Source organism: Chryseobacterium ginsenosidimutans (genome assembly GCF_024807225.1).
In the GTDB taxonomy this organism is placed as follows: domain Bacteria; phylum Bacteroidota; class Bacteroidia; order Flavobacteriales; family Weeksellaceae; genus Chryseobacterium; species Chryseobacterium ginsenosidimutans.
In genome coordinates this window covers 698,688-723,492 of sequence record NZ_JANUCO010000001.1, presented here as the reverse complement: position 1 = coordinate 723,492, position 24,805 = coordinate 698,688, and the positions used below count along the sequence as shown (strand labels likewise).

The window sequence follows — 24,805 nt, the reverse complement described above, 5'->3', positions numbered from 1 at the left end:
AAAATGAAGAGTTTTCTCCCACAGATTTCACGAATTTTCACGGATGATTGTGGATATCTTTATTCTTTTTAATATGTTTTGGCTAAAGCCAATTTGATTATTTACATTCTGAAAATGGGCTAAAGTCCATTTCTATTGATAAGAATAGTCTGTTAATTTTTTAATTAAGTGAAAATATTTGTGCCATTTGTTTTTTAATTTTAATTAAGTTTTAACTAAAAGCCAAGCCAAATCTGTTTTGAAAATACTTACTTTTGATGTTCCAATAAATGTTGTGGATAACTTATGAAAATACTTACCAATATACTCCTGATAGGAATTTTACTTTTTTCAAATGGTTTTTTAAAGTCTCAGAAGCCCGTGAGCGATACGCTTGCTTATGCTAAAAAATTTGAAACGAATAAAGAAAAATACATCGGAAAACCTTTTTCTCTGCTGTTAAAAGATATGACTCAACTGCAGTTTAAAAAATCAAAATCTGATATAAGATTCGACCAAAACAATACGTTACCAAGTACATTATTTAAATTTTCCGATAAAGACATCAATTCCGGAAACGAGGTAACGTTTGTCATCAGATGGAAACCGGATAATGCAGCGACGACTCAGATAGAGTTTTTGCAGGAAGAGCATAATTACGGTTTTACAGTAAGCGAAAAAAATTACTTTGAGAAGAAAGTGATACGAGATATTGTCGTTTATAAATAACAAAAACCTCCTAAACTGGAGGTTTTCTTTTATAAGTATATTTAAAATTTAACCGCAAAAGAGGCAAAAGATATTTATACAGCAAGCTTTCAAAAGAATAAAAATCAAAGATTTTTTTAAACTTATGTGCTCTTATCTACGGTTTATTGATAAACTTAAAATATAATATCTAAATCTTTGTGCCTCGTATGTTTGTATTTATAAATATAAGTTACTTTAAATAATAAAACTAAGAGGCAGCAGAAATATTTTGTGAGAGGTAATTTTTATTAATATACCGGAAAAAGAAAGATTCTCTGTCTCTAAGTTTCTTTAAAATCTGAACAGTACTTAGGAAGTTTTTACATTCCGTATAAATGCGAGAAAAGATTACAAGAAACTGCAGTTTTTTCACTTAAAATTAAACATCATGGAAAAGCAATGTATCGGTATTGATATTTCAAAAGATTATCTAGACTGTTGTTTTGGAACTTCAGACAGCTTTCAAAATCAAAAATTTGGGAAGAGTAAAAGATTTAAAAATGACTATTGTGGATATAAAGAATTATTGCAGTGGTCGGATGAACAGAATGCCTCAAGAGAAGTATTTTATGTAATGGAAGCCACGGGCGTTTATTATGAGCATTTGGCTTATTTTTTAAATGAGCATCATTGTAAATTATCTGTGCTATTACCCAATATGGTGAAGCATTATTCCCGCAGTCTTAATGTGAAAACCAAGACAGATCAAAAGGATTCAGAGGTTTTATGCAGGTTAGGATTGGAAAGGAAATTAAGAACCTGGAATATGCCTACTAAAATTATGCGTGATTTAAAATTTTTAAGCCGTGAATACCGTGAAGTAAAAGCTAAAATCAATCAGGCTAAGAATCAGCTTCATGCAAAACATCACAGTCATGACTGCCCTGTCTCCACTCAAAAAAGGTTAAAAACACAGGTTTCCTTATTAGAAGTACAGGTATCGGAGATCGAGTCGGAACTTAGGCTTTTAGTAATGTCTGATACAGAGTTTTCTGATAAAGTTAAAAAAATATGCAGTATTCCGGGAGTAAGTTTTATTACAACAATATGTATTATTGCAGAAACCAATGCCTTTGCGTTAATAACAAATGGAAGACAACTGGCAAGTTATGCAGGTTTAGATATTCAGCACAATCAGTCTGGGAATAAGGAAGGGAAGACAAGAATATCTAAAAAGGGAAACAGTTTTATCCGCCATTCTTTATATATGCCCGCTTTATGTGCAACCAGATTCAATCCGTTAATGAAAGAGTTTTATAACAATCTAAAAGACAGAAAACCTGTGAAAAAAATAGCAGTAATAGCAGTCGCAAGAAAGTTGCTCATTTTAATTTATAAACTTTGGAAAAGCAATATGGAATTTGATCCTAATTATATAGAAAATAAAAAAATAGACAGGGTTGCGCCTGCCTACACAGGATGAATAAATATTCTCCTTAAATAGTTTATACAAATATCTGAAAATATTTGGAAATGAACACAGTACCTTTTGTGGTTAATAAAAAAATCTAAACAAGAATTATATTAAATTTTGCCGATCATTTTCCGTTAAAAGCAGACATTGTATTATTAATTCCGGCAAAAACAAATGATAAAGATGCTTTTGTAAATTTTTCAATTCTTTCGGAGAGCGTTTTATTTTCTTCTTCATTCCAGGTTCCCAAAACATAGTCTACTTGTCTTCCTTCAGAAAAATCTGCAGAAATCCCGAAACGAAGTCTTGCGTAATTTTGGGTTTGAAGAACTTCATTGATATTTTTCAATCCGTTGTGTCCTGCGTCTGAACCTTTTCCTTTCATTCTTAACGTTCCGAAAGGCAATGCTAAATCATCCGTCACAATCAACACATTTTCCAAAGGAATATTTTCTTTCTGCATCCAGTATCTCACGGCATTTCCGGAAAGATTCATGTAGGTATCCGGCTTTAAAACCAATACTCTTCTTCCTTTGTATTTTCCATCGGCCATCCAGCCAAAATTTGTCGTATTAAATGAAACATCCAATGTTTCCGCAATTTTCTCCGCTACTTTGAAACCGATGTTGTGACGTGTATTTTCGTACTCCGGACCTTTGTTTCCAAGACCGACTATTAAATATTTCATCGAGAAATTTTTTGCAAAATTAAGGCATTAAAAATAAAAAACTCAACCTTCGGAAAGATTGAGTTTAAAATATTGTATAAAATTGTTTTTACAATGGTTTGTAAATATAATTTACTCCGTATCCTTTCTGCATATAGGTTTGAGGATCGTAGTTGTAATTCGTTGTGAATACTACAGGAACAGGAACCGGCGGTACAAGATCTGTTACTGAGTATCTTTGCGGGCTGTTCGGTGATAAAATCCAGCTGTCTACATCATTGATTTCGGTTCTTAAAATTCTTGAAATCTTATAGGCGAAAGGTATTAACGTAAACGGACTGATTCTACTATCATAATTTGAATATGCATACCCATATCTGCTTACAGGTGCTCCGAATACACCTCCTGCCATAGGACCATACTGTCTTGTTACATTAGAAACATTGTCTCCCGAATATTGGTAAGCTGTTTCAGAATAGTTGGTAAAATTGAAAGGCAACACATCTTCTCCTGTCTGCATCGTGATAGATGCCAGTTTAGAGGTTGTAGTGCTGTATTTCAGATTATAAAGAGTTTTTGATTTTCTGAATATTGCATAAGGACCTAATACAGCCGGCGGAACTGCTGTTCCACGTTTGAAAACAGAACGGTTCTCTGAAATAGTTTCCAGCTTCCCTAAATTATTGTAAGTATATAGCTGAGTGTATACCGTACTATCTTGATCCACAATACCACTATTATCCTCATCTACATGTCCTTTAAAATCAATTCTACTGATTTTATCACCACTCCAAGCTATATCTGTAGAAGATTTGTATTTGTACCCTACTCCAGGAGTAATTACTTTGCTTAACTGCAACCCATTATAGGAATACGTTGCCAAAGTATCTGAGTTCGTGATTTCTCTGTATAAAGCTCTTGGACCATTCAGTCCGCTGTTTGTATTTATATCTAATAGTGGGTTTCCATCTTCATCTAATAAATCTTTACAAGAATGGATTGTAGAAACACCTACCAATAGTAAAATAAAATAAAAAAGTCGTTTCATTCCAAAAGGGATTATTTATTTTTTCACAAATATAATTTTTTTTTGCCGAAAAATCAGATATTTCTTCATTTTCACGCAAAACTATTAAAATATAATTATAACGGTTTGTATATATAATGAAGCATACCCTGATCCGAAATCGGATAATTTGCAGAATCATAAGAATACAATTTCGGATAAGAAATCGGAGGTGCTAAAGGACTCTGGATGGTTACTTTACCTACGTTGTTCGTCGAAAGCAAATAAGAGTTAAGCTGAGTTGTCGATGCAAGAGAAATGATAAGATATTCTTTCGGCAATGTAGTATAAGGGTTTATCTTAGAATCGTAATTTTCATACAGATAAGAGGTAGTAGATGCTGTAGAAGGATCAGGATTTACTCCGTTCATTAGCATTCCTGTGTAATCTGTTTTTACAATATTACTTGCGGAAAAAGTGTATTTGGCTTCATAGTAATGAGAATACGAAGTACTTCCACCTAGTTTTTTCTTCTCCACCACTCTATATAGCTCTCCGTTTGCATCATAATACACTGTAAAATCGCTATGATTGGGAGATCCTAATAGGGTCTGATCCATCGTAAAGCTTGATAATTTTCCGCTTGTATAGGTAAGTACATACGTATTATCAGTTACATGAGGAGTTACATTATCCTGAATTTTGATCTGAGAAATCTTGCTCCCACTATAAGTCACAGTAGAAGTCATTGTATTCGTTGAGCCTGCATCTCTTGTAAAAGCCTGAGAAAGTGCTCCATTAATTGTTGTAATATACTCTTCAAGATCTTTAGTTCCGTTATTCACTTTACTTAAAATTCTCGGTCCTGTAATTGTCGATGTTGGCGGAGTTGTTTTATCCTGATTTGGCGGATCGTCTGTTGTATTATCACAAGACACCACAAAACAAAGAGCTAATGCTGCAAAAGTTGAAAAAAGGTATTTTTTTGTCATATTATTATTAAGTTTTTAATGCCGTCAAATATAATTGATTTTATTTTACTATGAAATTAAAATTCTCAAAATAAATAGCATAATAACCAACCTTTTTATGCTTTTTCACTTAAATCAGTTAAAAACATTTATTCTTTAGTAAGATTTTAAACAATTAATATCAATTACATAAAACTATTATTACCTAGTATTCTTTATCTTTTTCTTTATAAAAACAAAAATTAAAGTAGATTTAGAGCCTGTTTAAATTTTATTAAGTAATAATTTTATAGCGGATAATTTGACCATATTTTCGGAAGTTTCCATTAGGAGTTCATAATTTCTGCATAGCCTTCTATCATTATCAAACCATGAAAAAGTACGTTCAACAATCCATCTTTTATGGAGTGGCTCAAATCCTTTTTCTTTTTTGTCACTCCGCATAACGATTTGAATGATATAGCCTAATTTAGTTTTTATTTCCTCAATAATACCCCCTCTGTAACCTCCGTCCGCTAAGATTACCTGAAGCGGAATTAGTAAATATCGCAATGTTTTCATCAGCAATAATGCCGCTTTACTGTCATGAATATTGGCTACACTTACCATTACGGCTAACAAAAACCCGTTTTTATCTACCACGACGTGTCTTTTGATTCCTTTTACTTTTTTGGCTCCGTCAAAGCCATTGAGTGAACGGTTATTTCCCCAACGAACACTCTGGCTGTCCATAATTCCTAAACTTGCCTGCGATTTCTGGCCTCTATCCCGACGTACTTTCTCTCTTAATTTTGATAATAATAAATCGAAAATCTCCAGATTTGACCATTTTGAATAATAGTAATAAACCAATTGCCATTTTGGAAAATCATGAGGCAAAAGTCTCCATTGGCAGCCTGTTTTTACCAAATAATTAATAGCATTCCAAATGATAATCAAATCATATTTTCGTTTTCTGTCATCAAAATCTAATGCTTTTTTTATAAATTGCCACTGAGTTTGGGTTAAGTCTGTTGGATACATTGAAGTTTTTTGTTTTGCAACTCTAAAATGACAATTTTTATTCAACTTCTTACCCTTACTCTTTTTTTTTATTAATTTTTTAAACAGGCTCTTAATATAAATATTTTGTAATTTCACAACAATCAATAAACTTATAATATGAAAAAATTTATTTCTTTTATGCTTTTAGCAGTTAGCTTTTCTATTTCCGCCCAAGTAGGAATTGACACAACTACACCTGCCGCTACATTGGATATCACGGCAAAAACACCTACAGGAGCTGTTTCCACAGTTGATGGATTGTTGATTCCTCGTGTAGATAGATTGCGTGCGCAAAGCATGACAGGGGTTACCACTTCTACTTTAATATATGTAGACAACATCGCGACAGGAACTGCCACACTAACTGCTGTGCAAATAGATTCTACCGGGTTTTATTTCTTTAACGGGAGTATATGGCAAAAAATAAGCACCGCGAATAATACTTTTGTTCCAGCTGTAGTTCTGTCTGCTCGTAGTACTACCACTCAGAATGTAGGACCAGCAGCAAATTTAAATATGCTATTTCCTACGGCTGATATTAATGATGGTAATTATAACACAACTACTGGGGTTTATACGGTGCCTGCCGGAGGAGGAACCTATCTAGTAACCGTAAAAGCAAAACATGACGTAAACAGTGCTGCCAATAGTTTTGGTGTACGTATAAATGCCGGTACTCAAAGTTCGAATATCATTCAGGTTAATAGCCAAGCTGATGCCTTTCCCGATTCCCGAAGTGGTTCGGCTACTTTTCGTTTAGCAGCAGGAGATACTATTTCTGTTAGTATTCAAACTTGTAGCGGTGGATGTACCACAACTATTTATGCTGTATCGGAGGCAACTATGGCTATACAGAAAGTAGCTCCATAATATCTTCACTTATTTTATTTTTGTAATCGAAGAGATTGTGTTAAAATATAATTGATGTTAATTTCGATTACTGTTAAAATATAAAATTTACCCCCAATAATCATTAAAAAAATCAGGCGGCAAAATAAAAATTTGATGTAGCTCATTAAATTTTATTTTGCCGCCTTCTAAATTCGTATAATCCCATAAAACCAATTACAATCTGAAGCTTTTTTCTATCAAGGTAAAATTGTAATTTTCTCTTTTAACACAAAAAAAATCTAAAAGCTTTTGCTTTTAGATTTTTAATTATCATTTTTTCCTGAAAAAATTAGTAGGGTTGTAAAACCGACAACGTTAAAACAGATTTCGACATATCAGCATTCAAATACGTTCCATCAACTGCTTTACCGATTCCTAAAGTGTTGGTGTTGATACTTCTTTTAATACATGCCGCTTTTACCGTGTAATTGTTTTTTGGAGGAAGATTTGTTAATGTTGCATTAAGATTAAAAATCTTATTCGTTCCTGCAGCACCAAGTACAATGTCTGTTCTTACGGCTCTTAATTTATCATCAACAAAAATTCCGCACGCAAAACTTGCAGATTCACTTCCGCCTGCAGTTTTCTGAGCTGTTGTCTGGAAATTGAACGTCACTTTATTCGTAGCATTTGTAATAGAAAAAGTAGATGAAGTTCCCGTTAAAACAGCCCACGAATTTGTAATTGAAGAACCTTCACCATACGGCAAAGTAGAGCCATTATTCCCTGAAAAAGATACTCCGGTCTTATCTTCCAGTGTGTTCATGGAATATAAAGACATGCTTGTCAATCCGTCTGCAACCTTAATATCCTTCCAGTCGTTTACAGTAAGACTGGAGTTATTATGAAAAATTGTCCCTGCTGCGCCTGCAGAACCTTTTACGGTATTTGTACCTCCTGTTCTTAATTCCTTTCTTACATTCAAATCACCGTTGATGTCGAGCATGTTTACCGGAGTAGTAGTATTGATTCCAACTTGGGCGTTATATAAAAATGCTACAAGCAAATTCGTTATTAGCAATATTTTTTTCATTTGTATTAATTTGTAATTGTATTAAATACTTGTGGAACTTCGTATACATCTACTTTCAGAGAAGACTTGGCAATAAAACCATCAATATTAGAGTATACCGCTTTTCCGATTCCTAAAAGCGTTCCGTTCTCTACATTGTAAGAATCAAGTCTTGAACAAGCCACACTTACCGTATGCGTACCTTTTGAAAGATTCTCGATAAGACCAATCTGGTTATGGGTAAGAAAAGGATTGTTTGCACTGCTTGCTTTTAAATTCCCTTGTCTCAGGTTCACCAATTTATCATCCACAAAAATTCCGCAACCATAATCAATCGAAGTATCCGTAGTTCCTGTATTATCATAAGTAGCCTGAACTACCGTTTCAAACTGGAAATAAGCTTTACTTAGCGTACTGTAAACATTAATGGTTTGGGTAAGTCCCGGGATTTTTTTAAAATTTGCAAAATTGGTGTAGGCATTATTTTTAGCAAAAGTTGTAGATCTTGAAGCGATTGTAGATTCTTCAGAAGCTGTAAATGAAATGCCCACATCATCCGAAAATGAATTATTAAAAATTAAATAATACTGATTCGTCTGATATTCAGGGATTCTAAGTGTCTTCCAAATCGGCGCATATCCCTCTCCCTGAGAAACCAATATCTGAGTATCGAATCCTTCTGAAATACTCGCGTTTGTGGCATTTGAAACAGCAAGTCTTCCTCTTAAATTCGTGTCTCCGTTCACGTCTAGCGTAGCTTTTGGAGATTCAGTTTTAATTCCGACTTGGGCAGAAAGTGACAGCCCTATTGCGATGAATAGGATAGAAAATATATTTTTCATGAATTACTTTTAAGGTTTAGTTGTAGGTTACATATTCTATGACATCAATTTTCATCATAGATTCGAGAGTAAACGCATTCGATACATTGTTTGCATTCGATACGTTTCGCCCAATCGTAAATTGAGAAGTTGAATTGGATGAAGTAATCTTCCTACAAGCAACCTCAACTTTCTGAGTTCCTACCGGAACGTTCTGTTCCGTATAATTCAATGTAAAAATATAATCTTGTATTCCTGATTTTCCAGAATTATTGGTTGAAGAGATTTTATCCGGGCGTATTGCCACAAGCTTACTATTCCTGAAAACACCACATGCAAAGCTGACATTCTGAGATGTCGTTGCATTCGGCGCTTTCATCTCAACTCCAGACTGAAATTGATATGTAAGTTTATTTCTGGCATCTTTTACAGTGAAATTGTTTTCAAGACCTGCGATTTTCACCCATTTTCCTTTTGTGGTATCCGTAATATCGTCACCGAGACTGTTCAGATAAATACCGTCGGCTGTAACACCATTAGAAAGTGTTGTAATACCCACTTCGTCTGTAGATAAGTACGAATTGACTAATCTGTACTGTCCTTCTTCTATGAAGGTAACATTCAATGATTTCCAGACAGGAGGCAAACCTTCTCCTTGGGAAACCAACACTTGGCCGTTTAAGCCGGGATTACCGACTGTAGTCGAAGTACCGCCTACTCTAAGTTCTTTTCTTAAGGTGGTTTTCCCGTTGACATCGAGAACAGAATTTGGCGTACTTATACCAATTCCCACCTGTGCGTAAGCATGGATTGAAATGAACAATCCAGCTACGCAGCAATACACAGTTTTTTTCATAAATAAGGGGTGACAAAGGTAAATAAAAATAACAACAAAAAGTAGAGTTACTCATTCTAAGACTATATAAATTAACTAATTACAGCATAATATAATTTTTGCAAAAAGTAGAATTATTACTACGAACAAGTGTTAGGTTTTATCATTTTAATTAATAGATTTCAGGCAATAATTTCCTCTTATGTGAATTATTACTTCATATTTAATCATTAAAAAGTGACTTTATGATTAAACATTTCTTCTTTCCAACATGTTTTATAAAGGAAATAGACAAGTATAATGCAATATGATTAATCTATTCTGTGTGATAAATTATTAGAATTATTAGTTTTCAACCGTCTGAAACACACCCTTTTTTAACACAATTTATTCTAATAAAAAAATGGCTATAAACCATTAAAAACACTATATTTTTTAAATAATTTTTTTTGTAGATTTTTATCTACAAGCAGTAAAACAGCGAATTACGATTAATCTAAACTTAAATTTCAATGAATTTTATGCTTAAAAAACGATGATAAGACATAAAAAATGCCGCATTGATTTATTTTCAATACGGCATTTACTATTTTTTCGGTAATTTGAATTACACCTCGCTTTTTAAAATTGATTTTAAAAGATAATTAACCTCATCCACATTAATTACCTTATCTTTTCTCATCATAAGCTGATTTCCTTCTTTACCGACTTTCTCCTTCAATTGAGCTTCTGCAGGATTTTTCGTCAAGTAATTGATAATGGTTCTGAACTTATTGGTCTGGTAGAATTTATCCTGAGGATTGCCCGGGAAATAACCCAGAAACACTCCATTTTTCATGACAATCTTCTCGAATCCGATATCGGAAGCGAGCCATTTTAAACTGACACTTTTCAATAAATTGACGGCTTCTTTCGGTAATTCGCCAAAACGGTCGATCAATTCAGATTCAAATTTTAATAAACTCTCTTCATTATTAATCTCTGCTAGCTTTTGATAAAGCAATAATCTTTCTTCTGTATTCGAGATATACCAATCGGGCAACATAAGCTCCAGATCGGTATCGATATTCACATCTTTTGTGGTTTTGAATAGCTTATTTCTATCCTCCTCATTTTCGAATAAGTTTTCAAACTCTACATCGTCTTTTAATTCTTCAAGAGCTTCCTGCATTAGTTTCTGATAGGTTTCAAAGCCCATTTCATTAATAAAACCACTTTGTTCTGCACCTAATAAATCTCCGGCTCCACGAATCTCCAGATCTTTCATCGCAATCTGGAAACCACTTCCCAAATCGGAAAACTGCTCAATCGCTTCCAGACGCTTTCTCGCATCAGCAGTCATCATATCATAAGGCGGCGTGATGAGATAACAAAAAGCTTTTCTGTTGCTTCGCCCGACACGACCTCTCATCTGGTGAAGATCTGCCATCCCGAATCGTTGAGCATCATTAATAAAAATCGTATTGGCATTCGGAACATCTACTCCACTTTCTACGATCGTGGTGGAAACCAAAACGTCGTATTTTCCTTCCATGAAATCCAAAACATTCTTTTCCAGCTGCTTTCCTTCCATTTGTCCGTGACCAATAATTACTCTTGCATCCGGAACCAATCGTTGGATTAATCCTGCAATATCTTTAAGGTTTTCAATTCTGTTATTGATAAAATAAACCTGTCCGTCACGCTGAAGTTCATAAGAAACGGCATCACGAATAATTTCTTCGCTAAAACCAATCAATTGTGTATCTACAGGCTGTCTGTTTGGCGGTGGCGTTTTAATAACGGATAAATCTCTTGCCGCCATTAAAGAAAACTGCAAGGTTCTCGGAATTGGCGTTGCCGTTAAAGTCAATGTATCCACATTATTTTTCAGTGTCTTTAATTTATCTTTTACAGAAACTCCGAATTTGTGTTCTTCATCAATAATTAACAGTCCTAAATCTTTAAATTTAACAGAAGCGCTCGCCAATTGATGCGTTCCTATGATAATGTCAAGCTTTCCGTCTTTAAGATCAGCTAATGTTTCGGATTTCTGTTTCGCAGTTCTGAAACGGTTGACATAGCCTACATTCACAGGGAAATCTTTTAATCTTTCTTTAAAACTTCTGTAATGCTGAAAAGCCAGAATCGTAGTCGGAACTAAAATCGCAACCTGCTTTCCGTCTGTTGCCGCTTTGAATGCTGCACGAATCGCCACTTCCGTTTTACCAAAACCTACGTCTCCACAAATCAGTCGATCCATTACGGTATCGGCTTCCATATCATTTTTCACATCGATGGTTGCTTTTTCCTGATCCGGAGTATCTTCGTAAAGGAAACTTGCCTCCAATTCATTCTGCAAATAAGAATCGGGAGTATAAGCAAATCCTTTCGCTGTTTTCCTTTCGGCGTACAATCTTATTAAATCGAATGCAATCTGTTTTACTTTCGCTTTTGTCTTCTGTTTTAAAGATTTCCAGGTTGGTGAACCTAATTTACTTAAGACAATTTCCTTTCCGTCTGGACCGTTGTATTTCGATATTTTATGAAGCGAATGAATACTTACATATAATAGGTCTCCGTTTTTATACGTCAGTTTAAAACATTCCTGGATTTTTCCGTCGTTATTCACCTTCACCAATCCCATGAATTTTCCTATTCCGTGGTCGATGTGGGCGATATAATCTCCGATTTTCAGAGACATTAAATCTTTCAATGTCAACTGTTCCGATTTTGCAAACGTATTTTTTGCTTTATATCTTTGGTAACGGTCGAAAATCTGGTGATCGGTGTAGACCAAAATTTTATGATCCTGATCTACAAAACCTTCATGAAGTTCGGATTTAAAACTTTTAAAAGGCGCTTTATGTTCCAGTTCCTCAAAAATAGATTCTAATCTTTCTTTTTGCTTTTCGGTGGAAAAAGAAATCCATGTATCAAAACCTTCATTTTGTCTTTCTTCAAGATCTTCAGTTAATAATTCAAAGTTTTTATGAAAAGTAGGCTGTGAAATCTGGTTGATTTTCATCTCCGTTAATTCGATCAGTCCTTCAATGGAAACACTTCCAAAATCAATTGTTTTGAATTTTTTATAATCAAATAAAAATTCCTGATCAGAAATAAATAATTCCTGTGGCGATCGGTGCGCAATATCTTTGCTTAAAGTCTCAAACTTTTCCAGCGATTTCTCATAGAACGATTTCAGTCTTTGCATTCCGACGATTCCATTTTTAGAAACTACAAAACTTTCTTTAGGCAACAATTGAAGCAACGAAACTCGGCTTCCCGTCACCGTAAAATTCATATTGGAAACCAACTGAAAATCGGTCACTTTTTCTATTGAAAGCTGAGTTTCAATGTCGAAAGTTTTAATCCCTTCAACTTCATTTCCGAAAAAGGTGATACGATAGGGTTTTTCATTAGAAAAAGAGAAAACATCGACGATTCCTCCTCTCACGGAAAATTCTCCCGGCTCGGAAACGAAATCTGCCTGTTGGAAATTATAATGATTCAGCAATTCATCCACAAAATCAAAATCCAGTTGATCCCCAACTTTAATATGATGAGAAATTGCCTTAAAATCTTCTTTCTTCAACACCTTTTCCGATAAAGCTCCGGAGTAAGCAACAATGATTTTCGGAGATTTGCTTGACGTAATTTTATTGATAACATCTGTTCTTAAAACCAAGTTTGCATTCTGCGTTCTTTCGATCTGATAAGGCTCAAGATGGGTTGCAGGGAAATACAGAACCTTGTCTTTGCCCAACAAATCTTCCATTTCTGTATTCGCGTATAACGCATCTTCTTTATCATCAATCAGATAAAGAATATGTTTTTTTTGCGTGAGAAAAAGCTCTGCCACAAAAATAGAAACCGAAGATCCGGCACTTCCTTTTACAGAAATATGTTGATTATTTTCCAGTTGGGTAAAAATCTCCTTTCCAAATTCTTTTTGAAGCAAATCCGGAAGGAACTTTTCGTTGATGGTTTTTAACTGCATAAATAGTAAATGTATAAACGACAAAAGCGATTTCGGGAGTCCCGAAACCGTTTGATTTACACAAAGGTAAGGATTATTTTTTCTTTTTAAAAGACATTGCGAAGTATTCAAAATTTAAAATAAATCATTAAAAACCTTATAAATCTTAATATTTTACTAAAAAATCTAATAAAAAGTTAAAACAATTCTCATTTCATCTCGTGGCATAATGTTTGAAAATTTCAATGTACACCAAACCATTAAAAGAAATAATATTATGAAAAAAGTAACTAAAATCTTAGGACTGTTCCTATTGGTATTTTTTGTCGTCACGTCATTTTCATCGTGCAGCCGTGATGATGATCCCACCAACAACGATTTTTTCGCAGGAACTTACAAAGGAAATATTTCCTACCATGACAGTAATAACGATATAAATTCGAACGACGGAAGCGTATTTGTCACCAAAATTGCAAGCGGAACAAAATACAACTTCGCCTTCTCAAACGGAATTCCCGATCTGAATGGAATTGAATTTAATCAGCAAGGCGATAATACTTTAGTAATGATAGGATCAACAGCTACATCTTACATTAGAATTGATAACAATGAATTGAAAATTTTATTCATCAAAGATGGCAAAACGTGGACAGCGAATTGTACGCGTTAACCAACTTTTCATACATATGTTAGGATCTGCTTTCTCATTTTGGGGAAGCAGATTTTTTGTTTTTTAATTATTATGTGAGTGAATATTGGTGGAAATAGCCATGTCAAGATTTGAAATCTTGACATGCTTTATTTTGTACTAATGTATACGTTTTGGCTAAAGCCAATTATCCACGTTATTTATTTTTAAACGGGCTGAAGCCCGTTCCTATTGATGGGAGTAATCTCTGTCAATAAAAAAATCGCATTTAATCTTTTTTTAAGCTGTGATAAACTTTAGTTAAGTTTCTAAAACCAAGATTTTCAGTCTGATTTTTGTATAACTTTGACTCAAGAAAAACAACCAAAATCATCTTTATGAAAAAATTATTATCCGCAATGTCAATAGTTTTAGGACTAGGATTTGCAACAGCTCAACAAACTGCTCCGGCAACTAAAGCTGCCCCTCATCCGACTGCAAAAACAGCAAAGGCAGCGAAACCCGCTCCTACTGCTACAGCAGCAAAACCTGCATCGACAGCCGCTCCTGCTGCAAAAATGAAAAAGGACGGAACACCTGATAAAAGATACAAGGACAATAAAAATTTAAAAAAAGACGGTACTCCAGACAAGAGGTACAAAGCAAATAAATAAACTCAACATATAGTTGTTATTTTCATAATCAAATTTCGAAGAACCGATGTACACTCATTCATCGGTTTTTTTTATGTGCATATTTCATGAAAATGACAACAGATTCTTCAGTTATTTATAAATTTGAACCATGTTAAACTTCCTAAAGAAAAATGCGGCATTGGTTTGGGCAAAAAAGAATGTTCAAAAAGCTGAAGAATTCAAGAAAAATGCAGAGAAAAATCAAGAAGATCTGCTTTTGTCATTAACAGAAACTGCTAAAAAAACTCTTTTTGGAAGAGAACATGATTTTGAAAATATTCAGTCTACAAAAGATTTTCAGGAAAGAGTACAGATTGCAGACTATGAAGATCTTAAACCTTATATCGAAAGAGTAAAAAAAGGACAGGCCAATATTCTCTGGACAGGAACTCCTGAATATTTTGCAAAAACCTCAGGAACGACTTCGGGCTCAAAATATATTCCTATTTCTAAAGAAGGAATGCCATTTCAAATTAAAGGAGCTCAAAGTGCGCTTTTCCATTATATTGCTAAGAAAAATAACGCCGATTTTGTAAAAGGAAAAATGATCTTTTTACAGGGCAGTCCGGAACTTGAAGAAGTTTTCGGGATAAAAACCGGTCGCCTTTCCGGGATTGTAGCGCATCACATTCCAAAATATTTACAGAAAAACAGACTTCCGAGTTTGGAAACCAACATGATGGAAGACTGGGAAGCGAAAGTCGATAAAATTGTTGAGGAAACGGAGAAGGAAAATATGACATTGATCTCTGGAATTCCACCTTGGCTAATTATGTATTTTGAAAAATTAATTGAAAAGAACGGTAAAAAAATAAAACAACTCTTTCCGAATCTTCAATTGATCGTAACCGGAGGCGTAAATTACGAACCTTACCGCGATAAAATGGAAGAATTGCTGGGCGGAGAAGTAGATATTGTTCAGACATTTCCGGCTTCCGAAGGATTTTTTGCGTTTCAGGATGATTATACCAAAGAAGGTTTGTTACTTTTAACCAATCATGGAATTTTCTATGAATTCGTTCCTCTTGAAGAATATGGAAAACCTGAAGCGAGAAGATTAACGTTAAAAGAGGTTGAGCTTAATAAAGATTATGCGTTAATTTTAACGACAAATTCAGGATTGTGGGCGTATTCGATTGGTGATGTCGTAAGATTTATTGATAAAAAACCGCACAGAATTCTGGTAAGCGGAAGAACGAAGCATTTCACCTCAGCTTTTGGCGAACATGTGATTGCTTTTGAAGTGGAAGAAGCAATGAAGGCGACTTTAGAAAAACATCCTGCGCAGATTACAGAATTTCACCTCGCTCCACAAGTAAATCCCAATAAAGGGCTTCCTTATCATGAGTGGTTTATCGAGTTTGAGAAAGAGCCTGAACATTTAGATTTATTTAAAAATGAGCTCGACGACCAACTCAGAAAACGCAATACGTATTACGATGACCTTATTTCTGGAAATATTCTGCAAAAACTTCATATTGCCAATTTAAAGAAAAATGCTTTTCAGGAATATGCCAAATCCCAAGGAAAACTGGGCGGTCAAAACAAAACTCCGCGACTTGGAAATGACAGAAAAGTTGCCGATTTATTAGAAATGTATAAACTTTAAACACATTTTTTCAATTCCGGAAACGTATATTCGAAAAAAATTATAAATTTGGAAAACTAAAAAATAATAATGAAAGCATCTGTACTTCTAAAATCATCTTTATTGACATCATTATTTGTAGTTTCATCTTGTGCAACTACAAAATACACGGAGGATACCGCAAAAAATGATTATTCTAATCTTGAAGCAGGAAAAATATATTCTGTAACAATGAAAGATGGTTCAAAAAAACAAAAAATGTTATTCCGTAATGTTGATGGCGATAATCTAATCGGTACAGCCGGGAAAAAAGACAGTACAGTTGTGACGATACCAAAAGCTAATGTAGCTGCTGTAAAAGATGTAAGAAAAGCAAGAATCACTGCAGGAGCCGTTGTAATCGGAGCTGCGGGAGTTGCGGCATTGGTTCTAAGTTCTACAAGAGCTGATAACTAAATAGATTTTATCTTTTAGAACCCATTTAATTTATCATTCAAAAAAATATAATATGAATAGCCTTAAATCAATATTTGAGGCTATTTTTGTAGATGATTTCGTTTACCCCGTTACAGACGTTGCAAAATGTCGAATTCAGAAATCTTCTTACCGGAAGATTTTTTATTGTTTTAGCTTTCAGAATGCTCGCTACTTTATTGGGATGGTGGGTGTATCAATTAACAAAAGATCCTTTTTCTATCGGTTTGATCGGGCTTTCGGAAGTAATTCCGGCGGTGAGCTGTGCGTTGTATGCGGGTCACGTCATTGATACGACTGAAAAGAAAAGATTACTATTAATCTGTAATTTCGCTTACGTTTTTTTAATCGGATTATTATTAATTCCTGCTTTCCTTAATGTAGAACTGCATTTTACGGGACTTCAAATCACCTACTTCATTTACGGAGTCATTTTCTTTACTGGGATTGCGAGAGCTTTTATCGGACCGATTGTGCCGTCGATGATTCCTAAAATTGTAAAAAAAGAAAATCTTCCCAACGCAGTTACTTTAAACCAGGCAACATTTCTTATTTCTTCTGTTTGCGGACATGCAATTGGCGGATTTTTGATCGGTTTCGTCGGAATTAAATTTACATTAATTGTTATTATTTCTCTAATAATTTTGGCTTCGCTATTCTTTTTTCAATTAAATAAACAATATTCCGAATACAAAAAAGAGAATGTTAACGTTATAGATAGTATGCGTGAGGGAATTTCTTACATTTTTAAAACGAAAGAAATTTTGGGTGCGCTGTGTTTGGATATGTTTGCTGTTCTTTTCGGAGGTGCCGTTGCGATGATTCCGGTGTACGCAACTGATATTCTAAAGGTAGGTGCAGAAGGTTTCGGATTATTGAATGCCGCATCCGATATAGGAGCGATGTGCATCATTACGATTTTATCAATAATTCCGTTAAGAAAAAATCAGGGTAAGATTTTGCTTGCCGTGGTTACAGGATTTGGACTTTGTATAATCGGTTTCGGATTGTCAACTTGGTATTGGGTTTCATTCTTTTTCCTTGTTTTAAGTGGAATGTTGGATGGAATTTCTGTCGTAATCAGAGGAACAATTGTTCAGCTGAAAACTCCGGATCATATAAGAGGAAGGGTTTTGAGTGTAAACTCAATCTTCATTATGTCGAGTAACGAAATGGGACAATTTGAAAGCGGGCTTTCGGCAAAATTACTCGGCGTTGTGCGCTCTGTAATCTTTGGCGGAACGATGACGGTGCTCGTTGCACTGGTCGTTGGAAGTACAAATCCTAAATTAAGAAAAATGCAATATTAAAACAATATACACGTTTTTATTAAATTAATCTTAAAAACTTTAAATTAAGATTAATAATTTTTTATATTTGTGTTATAAAATTTCCCCTACATGAAAAAAACTCTACTAATTTGGTTTTCCGTATTAGGTTTTTGTATCAATGCTCAAAATCTTACGGAAAAAGACTTTCAACAATCTGTTTTGCAGGTAAATACCGCTAAAACAGACAACGACTACGACAACGTTTTCAACAAGTTTTCTAAATTTACTCAGACAAAGACATCTGACAGGTGGCAAGCTTATTATTATGCTGCTGTTTCAATGTATCTTAAGACAGAGCAACAACTAAAGAAAACGGTACATCAGGATATTGCAGGATCTAATGCCATTGCAGGAAAATTTGCTAAAGGAGCGTATTCTCAGCAAAATAATGCCGAAACGAACATATTACTAGGACTGATCTATCTTCAGAAAATAGAGATCAAAGAATCTAAAGATGTACAAAAAGATTTGGATATTGTTTCGCAAATGATAGCAAAAGCTGAAGCAAGTGCGCCAAACAATCCTAGATTAGCTATTCTAAAGGCTAAACTACAAGAAAGATCCGGAAACAAAGAAAATGCTGAAACTTTATACAAGAAAGCATCAACCGGATTTGAGAATACCAATTCTTCAGGCAGCGCTGTACCAACTTGGGGCAGACAGTTAATTCAATCAACTAATTAATCTTCGGATTAAAAACATCTTTAAATTGATCAAAATGAAAAAAACTCTATACATTTTTTTGATTTTTATATCTCAGATGATTTTCGCCCAATCGAGTTCAGATTGTGGTGGAAATGTTCAAGTCTGCGGAAATACACCTATATCTTTTACTCCTACAGGACCAGGAGCTGTTCTTGAAACGTTAGGAGGATGTCTGGGTGTAGAGCATTTCTCCATTTGGTATACATTTACTATTGCTTCATCCGGAACATTAACATTTAATATCAATCCTAACAATTTCACAGACGATTATGACTGGGCAGTTTATGGTCCCAATGTTGCCTGTGGTAACTTAGGAGGTCCTATCAGATGTAACTATTCTGCAGCAGACGGTCCTACAGGACTAGATATGACATCAACTGCTACTACTCAAGGTGCAGGAGGTCCTCCATTCTGTTCTTATATGGATGTAGTGGCTGGGCAGACCTACTATCTACTTGTAGATAACTTCTCTTCTAGTGCTAATGGATTTATATTGTCATGGGGAGGAACTGCTACTTTGGTTTCACCATTTAACAGTGCTTTCCAGCCATATCCTTTTATGGAGCCAGGAACTCCCGGACCGACAGCAAACTCTCCTAGAGAAGTTATTGTTTGTACAGACCCGGCTGTTTTTAATTTCACAAGTTTAACTGCGGGAATTGTAAATAACAATCCAAACTTTACGGTATCTTATTATTATAACTCAAATGATGCGATTACAGGTAACAACCCAATAACGGCTCCAATAACCGTAAATACTACAGATATATATTATTACGCGATTACCTACTCTGTTCCGGGTGCACCGGCGAGTGCCATTAACAGGTGTAGAATTCCGGGTAATCTGAAATTTATCCAGCGTGCCATTACAGCGACTGATGTAACACTTACGAAATGTAATAACAATAATATGGGTACCGCCATATTTGATTTGACTACGGCGAATGTAATTGCAGATCCTACCGTAACTAAAAAGTATTATCCAACACTGGCTGATCTTAATGCGGGTACGAATGAAATCACGAATCCTTATCAGTATGTTTCTGCCGGTGGTTCTGTTTTTGTTTTGGTAACTTCACCATTCGGATGTACAGATGTTGCACAAATTACACTAAGCTTCTTCCCGGTAGTAGTGGTAACAGAAGCTACACTAAGATCTTGTTTCATTGAAACAAATCCTGCTACGGCTTCATTTGACCTTACTTTAGCTACAGTAACAACACAACCAGGTACTAAGACTTATTTTCCATCTATGACGGATGCTGTAAATGGAACTAATGCTATATCAAATCCAAATACATACATTTCTCCAAACGGAGTAGTTTTCATTAAAGTAACCGATGGAAACGGATGTTATGGAGTTGCAAAAGTAATTCTAATCGTTCTGCCACCGGTATACTCTAACCTATTGGAAGATAAAATCATCTGTATGGAAGACACTACAACATTAGATGCAGGACCAGGATTCACAGCTTATAAATGGAGCACAGGAGCAACAACTCAGACAATAAGCAACGTAACGGTTGGAACTTACTGGGTAGATCTTAAAACAGGAAATTGTACGACAAGACAAAATGTAAAAGTTTATCCTTCGGAGCAGCCTGTTATTTCAAGCATAGACATTACAAACAATACAGTTACTGTAAATGTAGTAGGAGGAACTGCTCCTTACAAATACTCAGTAGACGGTATCAACTGGCAAGACTCTAATGTCTTCACCAACGTACCAAGAGGCGACAATACAGTTTTCGTAAAAGATGATTACGACTGTGATCCGCTTACAGTAACGGTAGTCGTTCCAAACTTAGTGAATGTAATCACTCCAAACGGAGACGGCGTAAACGACGTGATCGATTATTCAGCATTAGCAGGAAAACAAAACTTGGTATTAAGTATTTTTGACAGATATGGTGTGAAAGTTGGTCAGGCTGATAAATTCAGCGGATTCAAATGGGACGGAACTACAGCTGGTAAAAAAGTACCTACGGGAACATACTGGTATTCTGTAGAATGGAATGAAAACGACAAGAAAAATACGCCATTCAAATTCTCAGGATGGGTAATGGTAAAAAATAGAGAATAATCACCAAATATTTATAAAAAAACCGCTCGAAAAAAGCGGTTTTTTTCACATAATAACGTTTAATATATTTTAAAAATCATTTCTAATGAAGAAATTACTACTGTTGACTATTTTATTTCTGTCACAATTGTTCTTCTCACAATCAGATTGTGCTACGGCAATTCCCGTGTGTGGAAATTCAAATATTTCCTATGACCCTACAGGACCCGGAAACTGTTGTAGATATTCCTAATCCTGCGCCGGATTGGCTTTGCCTTAAAGGAGGAGAACATTATTCTGTTTGGTACACTTTCACTGTAGCTACTTCAGGTACAATAACTTTTGAAATTACTCCAAATGTTAATATTGCTGCAGGTCCGAACGCTCCAGGAAACTCTGCCGATTACGACTGGGCAGTTTGGGGACCGAGTCCTACTTGTGGAAATTTAGGAACACCTGTTACATGTAATTTTGCAGGAACTACAGGAGCATGGCCAAATCCTACAGGATTATCCGCCAATCCGCCAAGTGCTCCCAATGCAGGTTACAATGCTCCTATGAACGTAAATGCCGGAGAAACTTATGTATTATTGGTAGACAACTATAGCCATAATACATTAGGATTTTCTTTAACATGGGGAGGAACTGCCTCTTTAACATCAGCATTCACTGATCCTACATTAACCCCTCATCCATTTATCCCTCCAGGATCACCTGCAGCGAATCCTGCTGATCCGAATGAAATTTTAAAATGTTCATTACCAACAATGTTTGATTTCAGTACATTATCTACCGGAATCATCAATGGTAATCCAAACTTTACAGTATCATATCACTTGACGAGTAATGATGCCATTACAGGAACCGCTCCTATTACAACACCAATAATGGTGAATGGAACTACCATTTACTATTACAGATTAAAATATACAGATCCTGCAAACGCAACCAACCCTATCAACGGTTGTTTCCAGATTGGAAAATTCAAATTTAAAACAGGAAATATCACCGCTTCGGATGCAAGCCTTACTGCTTGTAACAATAACGGAGCAGGAACTGCAACATTCAATCTTACATTGGCTACTGTGTATTCAGGAAATAATATTACCAAAAAATATTATCCTACAATGGCAGATTTATTAGCTGGAACAAACGAGATTACTAATTATTCAGCGTATGTATCCGGAGAGAAAAAAGTATATGTAAGAGTAACAACTTCAGACGGATGTTCTGATGACGCTGAGATTACTTTACAATTCTTCCCTGTAGTTGTAGTAACAGAAGCAACTCTTGAGTCTTGTTATATTGAAACTGCAATTACAACAGCTTCATTCGACCTTACGACTGCGACAGTGAATTCTCAAGGTGGGATGACTAAAAAATATTACAAAACTCAAGCTGATGCTTTAGCTGGAGTTAATGAGATTTCACCTGCAAATACGTATATTACAGCTACGACTACTGTTTACGCAAGAGTAACCAGCGAAAACGACTGTTTTGCCATTGCAAAAATTAACTTAAAAGTTCTACCTCCTGTAAAATCTAACGTTCTGAAAGATAAAATTATCTGTATGGAAGACACGACTGTTTTAGATGCAGGACCAGGATTCGACGGTTACGAATGGAGCACAGGAGCTACAACTCAATCTATTTCAAATGTTGGAGCAGGTGCTTATTGGGTGAAGCTTAAAACAGGAAAATGTTTTACTTTACAGGAAGTACACGTTAATGCGTCTGCACAACCGGTAATTACGAATATTGAAATCACCAACGATTCGTTTACAGTAACTGTAAATGGAGGAAAAGCTCCTTACAAATATTCATTAGACGGAATTACTTGGCAAGATTCTAACGTATTTACAGGTCTTCCTAGAGGAGAAAACAAAGTATATGTAAAAGATGCATATGATTGTAATCCTATCGAAGTTCAGGTAACGGTTCCGAATCTTCTGAACGCGATTACGCCAAACGGAGATAATAAAAATGACTATGTTGATTATTCAGCGTTGGCTTATAAGAAAAATCTGATATTTACGGTTTACGACAGATACGGAAATATGATGTATCAGGCTGATAAAATCAGAAACTTCACATGGGACGGAACTTCAGGTGGTAAGAAAATCAAAACAGGAACTTACTGGTACACCATCTCATGGACTGAAAATGACAAAAACAATACCCAGACAAAATACAGCGGTTGGATATTGGTTAAGAACATAGAATAATTAAAACAATTAATTATCAAACACTTAAAATCACCTCAAAATTTGAGGTGATTTTTTTATGCCTGTATCAGAGGCTTTGCGAGTTTTGGGAGTAAAATGTTAGTAATTTTTTTTTCAAATAAACTATCTTTGCACCATTATGGCGCAGAAAGAAACATTATCTTCTTTGACGAACGGAAACTTTGCGAAAGAACTCTCTATTGCTGATGGAAAAATGCCTCCAAATGCACTTGATTTTGAGAGACTGGTTATTGGTACATTTTTAATTGATAAAAAAGGACTTGATCATTCTATCGACTTACTAACACCTGAAGTTTTTTACGATCCGAGACATCAGGTAATTTTTACAGCCATTTTAAAATTATACGAAGGCAATCAGCCTGTCGATTTAATGACCATTATTCAGGCACTGAAAAAGGAAGATAAACTGAATCAGGCAGGTGGCGATCATTATATTATTGATTTAACAATGGGGGTAAGTTCATCTGCCCACATTGAATATCACGTTCGTGTTATTTTAGAAAAATACATTTTAAGAAGCTTAATTAATGTTTCCGCAAACGTAATTGATGCTTCGTATAAAGAATCAACAGACGTTTTCGAGCTTTTAGATAAAGCTGAACAGTCATTTTTTGAAATCACCAACGGAACCATTAAAAAAGGATTCGACACGGCAAATTCATTAGTAAAACAAGCAATCGAAACCATCAAATCTTTGAAGGATAAAGAAGGACTTTCCGGAGTACCTTCAGGATTCCGAGATGTGGATAAAGAAACCGGAGGATGGCAAAACTCCGACCTTATTATTATCGCGGCACGTCCGGCGATGGGGAAAACCGCGTTTCTGCTTTCGATGGCTAGAAATATTGCAGTGGGTCACAAAATCCCGATGGCTTTATTCTCACTGGAGATGGCTTCGGTACAGTTGATCACGAGGATGATTGCTTCCGAAACAAGAATTTCATCAGAAAAATTAAGAAAAGGAACATTGGACGATGAAGAATGGCAAAGACTGTTCTCCAACGTCTCAGAATTGGAAAACGCTCCTTTATATATTGACGAAACCCCTTCCCTTTCTATTTTCGACTTCCGTGCAAAATGCCGAAGACTGGTAATGCAGCATGGCGTAAGACTGATCATGGTCGATTATCTTCAGCTGATGACAGCCGGTAGTGGCGGAAAAGGCGGAGGAAACCGTGAACAGGAAATTTCCATGATTTCGCGTTCATTAAAAGCGATTGCAAAAGAATTGAACGTTCCGGTAATTGCACTTTCTCAGCTTTCAAGAAGTGTGGAAACACGTCCTGGAAAAAGACCTCAGCTTTCAGATTTGAGGGAATCCGGAGCGATCGAGCAGGATGCGGATATTGTATCTTTCATCTTCAGACCCGAATACTATAAAATTACCGTTTGGGACAACGATGAAGAAGGACAGGAAACGACAACCGAAAATCAGGCAGAATTAATTATCGCAAAACACAGAAACGGTGCCACCGCCGATGTGAGATTGTCTTTCTTAAAGCATTTCGCAAAATTTGACAATGTGGAAGCAGCGTTAAACGGAAGTATGGATGCAGGATATCCTTCTAATTTCGGGAAAACAGAGCAAAGTGGTTTTGATAAAATTAAAACTACGATTCAGCCGGGTGCAGCATTTGATCTTCCTGACAGCTCGAAACTTTCGGGTTCTTCGATGAATGATTTTGATGATGAGGATGATTTTCCTTTTTAATTTTTTAGGTTAAAATT

The 24,805-nt window shown here is 35.3% G+C and carries 20 protein-coding genes; 12 read left to right on the top strand and 8 right to left on the bottom strand.

Annotated features, from left to right (window positions below):
• The first annotated feature begins 285 nt into the window (after positions 1–285).
• On the top strand, positions 286–708 hold the full coding sequence (locus tag J3D55_RS03525) for a hypothetical protein (protein WP_259128000.1): 423 nt from the start codon (positions 286–288) through the stop codon (positions 706–708).
• 409 nt (positions 709–1,117) lie between these two features.
• Entirely contained in the window at positions 1,118–2,152 is a 1,035-nt protein-coding gene (locus tag J3D55_RS03520) for an IS110 family RNA-guided transposase (RefSeq protein ID WP_259127999.1), read from the top strand.
• Between the two features lie 115 nt (positions 2,153–2,267).
• Here the strand turns inward: J3D55_RS03520 and pth are convergent, their stop codons facing one another.
• The 4 genes from pth to J3D55_RS03500 form a co-directional block, all read right to left on the bottom strand.
• Positions 2,268–2,831, bottom strand: a complete 564-nt coding sequence (gene pth, locus J3D55_RS03515) for an aminoacyl-tRNA hydrolase (RefSeq protein WP_259127998.1) — start codon at positions 2,829–2,831, stop codon at positions 2,268–2,270.
• An 88-nt stretch (positions 2,832–2,919) separates the two neighbouring features.
• Positions 2,920–3,858 carry a hypothetical protein gene (locus J3D55_RS03510; protein WP_259127997.1) on the bottom strand — a complete coding sequence of 313 codons (939 nt, stop codon included), beginning with the start codon at positions 3,856–3,858 and terminating at the stop codon, positions 2,920–2,922.
• A 95-nt stretch (positions 3,859–3,953) separates the two neighbouring features.
• Positions 3,954–4,808, bottom strand: coding sequence for a hypothetical protein (locus J3D55_RS03505; RefSeq protein WP_259127996.1), 855 nt, complete (start codon positions 4,806–4,808; stop codon positions 3,954–3,956).
• Between the two features lie 243 nt (positions 4,809–5,051).
• On the bottom strand, positions 5,052–5,810 hold the full coding sequence (locus J3D55_RS03500; protein WP_259127825.1) for an IS5 family transposase: 759 nt from the start codon (positions 5,808–5,810) through the stop codon (positions 5,052–5,054).
• Between the two features lie 138 nt (positions 5,811–5,948).
• Between J3D55_RS03500 and J3D55_RS03495 the strand changes: the two genes are divergently transcribed.
• Positions 5,949–6,701, top strand: coding sequence for a phage tail-like protein (locus tag J3D55_RS03495; RefSeq protein ID WP_259127995.1), 753 nt, complete (start codon positions 5,949–5,951; stop codon positions 6,699–6,701).
• Positions 6,702–7,011: 310 nt separating this feature from the next.
• Here the strand turns inward: J3D55_RS03495 and J3D55_RS03490 are convergent, their stop codons facing one another.
• The 4 genes from J3D55_RS03490 to mfd form a co-directional block, all read right to left on the bottom strand.
• Entirely contained in the window at positions 7,012–7,755 is a 744-nt protein-coding gene (locus J3D55_RS03490) for a hypothetical protein (protein ID WP_259127994.1), read from the bottom strand.
• A 5-nt stretch (positions 7,756–7,760) separates the two neighbouring features.
• Positions 7,761–8,576, bottom strand: a complete 816-nt coding sequence (locus J3D55_RS03485; protein WP_259127992.1) for a hypothetical protein — start codon at positions 8,574–8,576, stop codon at positions 7,761–7,763.
• Between the two features lie 16 nt (positions 8,577–8,592).
• Entirely contained in the window at positions 8,593–9,411 is an 819-nt protein-coding gene (locus J3D55_RS03480; protein WP_259127991.1) for a hypothetical protein, read from the bottom strand.
• 586 nt (positions 9,412–9,997) lie between these two features.
• The gene (mfd, locus tag J3D55_RS03475) at positions 9,998–13,369 is read right to left on the bottom strand and encodes a transcription-repair coupling factor (protein ID WP_259127989.1); all 3,372 of its coding nucleotides are present in this window, start codon (positions 13,367–13,369) and stop codon (positions 9,998–10,000) included.
• 256 nt (positions 13,370–13,625) lie between these two features.
• Here mfd and J3D55_RS03470 point away from each other — a divergent pair, with 256 nt between their 5' ends.
• From J3D55_RS03470 to dnaB, 9 genes are all read left to right on the top strand, one after another.
• Positions 13,626–14,018 carry a hypothetical protein gene (locus tag J3D55_RS03470; RefSeq protein ID WP_259127988.1) on the top strand — a complete coding sequence of 131 codons (393 nt, stop codon included), beginning with the start codon at positions 13,626–13,628 and terminating at the stop codon, positions 14,016–14,018.
• A 356-nt stretch (positions 14,019–14,374) separates the two neighbouring features.
• Entirely contained in the window at positions 14,375–14,650 is a 276-nt protein-coding gene (locus J3D55_RS03465; RefSeq protein WP_259127986.1) for a hypothetical protein, read from the top strand.
• Between the two features lie 130 nt (positions 14,651–14,780).
• A complete protein-coding gene (locus J3D55_RS03460) occupies positions 14,781–16,280 on the top strand; it encodes a GH3 auxin-responsive promoter family protein (RefSeq protein WP_259127985.1) in 1,500 nt (499 codons plus the stop codon).
• Between the two features lie 69 nt (positions 16,281–16,349).
• Positions 16,350–16,715, top strand: a complete 366-nt coding sequence (locus J3D55_RS03455) for a hypothetical protein (protein ID WP_259127984.1) — start codon at positions 16,350–16,352, stop codon at positions 16,713–16,715.
• Positions 16,716–16,807: 92 nt separating this feature from the next.
• The gene (locus J3D55_RS03450) at positions 16,808–18,043 is read left to right on the top strand and encodes an MFS transporter (protein WP_259127983.1); all 1,236 of its coding nucleotides are present in this window, start codon (positions 16,808–16,810) and stop codon (positions 18,041–18,043) included.
• Between the two features lie 90 nt (positions 18,044–18,133).
• Positions 18,134–18,748, top strand: coding sequence for a tetratricopeptide repeat protein (locus tag J3D55_RS03445; RefSeq protein ID WP_259127981.1), 615 nt, complete (start codon positions 18,134–18,136; stop codon positions 18,746–18,748).
• A gap of 34 nt (positions 18,749–18,782) precedes the next feature.
• Positions 18,783–20,852 (top strand): FIDD domain-containing protein, encoded by a 2,070-nt coding sequence (locus J3D55_RS03440; RefSeq protein WP_259127980.1) that lies wholly within the window; start codon positions 18,783–18,785, stop codon positions 20,850–20,852.
• Positions 20,853–21,043: 191 nt separating this feature from the next.
• Positions 21,044–23,056, top strand: coding sequence for an FIDD domain-containing protein (locus J3D55_RS03435; protein WP_259127979.1), 2,013 nt, complete (start codon positions 21,044–21,046; stop codon positions 23,054–23,056).
• 139 nt (positions 23,057–23,195) lie between these two features.
• Entirely contained in the window at positions 23,196–24,788 is a 1,593-nt protein-coding gene (dnaB, locus tag J3D55_RS03430; RefSeq protein WP_259127977.1) for a replicative DNA helicase, read from the top strand.
• Positions 24,789–24,805 lie beyond the last annotated feature (17 nt).

Bases quoted from the DNA above. Each gene is read 5' to 3' on its own strand.
- J3D55_RS03485 (WP_259127992.1), bottom strand. From the start codon at position 8,576: ATGAAAAATATATTTTCTATCCTATTCATCGCAATAGGGCTGTCACTT.
- J3D55_RS03450 (WP_259127983.1), top strand. From the start codon at position 16,808: ATGATTTCGTTTACCCCGTTACAGACGTTGCAAAATGTCGAATTCAGA.
- J3D55_RS03505 (WP_259127996.1), bottom strand. From the start codon at position 4,808: ATGACAAAAAAATACCTTTTTTCAACTTTTGCAGCATTAGCTCTTTGT.
- J3D55_RS03465 (WP_259127986.1), top strand. From the start codon at position 14,375: ATGAAAAAATTATTATCCGCAATGTCAATAGTTTTAGGACTAGGATTT.
- pth (WP_259127998.1), bottom strand. From the start codon at position 2,831: ATGAAATATTTAATAGTCGGTCTTGGAAACAAAGGTCCGGAGTACGAA.
- J3D55_RS03495 (WP_259127995.1), top strand. From the start codon at position 5,949: ATGAAAAAATTTATTTCTTTTATGCTTTTAGCAGTTAGCTTTTCTATT.
- J3D55_RS03525 (WP_259128000.1), top strand. From the start codon at position 286: ATGAAAATACTTACCAATATACTCCTGATAGGAATTTTACTTTTTTCA.
- J3D55_RS03435 (WP_259127979.1), top strand. From the start codon at position 21,044: ATGACCCTACAGGACCCGGAAACTGTTGTAGATATTCCTAATCCTGCG.
- J3D55_RS03455 (WP_259127984.1), top strand. From the start codon at position 16,350: ATGAAAGCATCTGTACTTCTAAAATCATCTTTATTGACATCATTATTT.
- J3D55_RS03440 (WP_259127980.1), top strand. From the start codon at position 18,783: ATGAAAAAAACTCTATACATTTTTTTGATTTTTATATCTCAGATGATT.
- J3D55_RS03445 (WP_259127981.1), top strand. From the start codon at position 18,134: ATGAAAAAAACTCTACTAATTTGGTTTTCCGTATTAGGTTTTTGTATC.
- dnaB (WP_259127977.1), top strand. From the start codon at position 23,196: ATGGCGCAGAAAGAAACATTATCTTCTTTGACGAACGGAAACTTTGCG.
- J3D55_RS03480 (WP_259127991.1), bottom strand. From the start codon at position 9,411: ATGAAAAAAACTGTGTATTGCTGCGTAGCTGGATTGTTCATTTCAATC.
- J3D55_RS03460 (WP_259127985.1), top strand. From the start codon at position 14,781: ATGTTAAACTTCCTAAAGAAAAATGCGGCATTGGTTTGGGCAAAAAAG.
- J3D55_RS03500 (WP_259127825.1), bottom strand. From the start codon at position 5,810: ATGTATCCAACAGACTTAACCCAAACTCAGTGGCAATTTATAAAAAAA.
- J3D55_RS03470 (WP_259127988.1), top strand. From the start codon at position 13,626: ATGAAAAAAGTAACTAAAATCTTAGGACTGTTCCTATTGGTATTTTTT.
- mfd (WP_259127989.1), bottom strand. From the start codon at position 13,369: ATGCAGTTAAAAACCATCAACGAAAAGTTCCTTCCGGATTTGCTTCAA.
- J3D55_RS03520 (WP_259127999.1), top strand. From the start codon at position 1,118: ATGGAAAAGCAATGTATCGGTATTGATATTTCAAAAGATTATCTAGAC.
- J3D55_RS03510 (WP_259127997.1), bottom strand. From the start codon at position 3,858: ATGAAACGACTTTTTTATTTTATTTTACTATTGGTAGGTGTTTCTACA.
- J3D55_RS03490 (WP_259127994.1), bottom strand. From the start codon at position 7,755: ATGAAAAAAATATTGCTAATAACGAATTTGCTTGTAGCATTTTTATAT.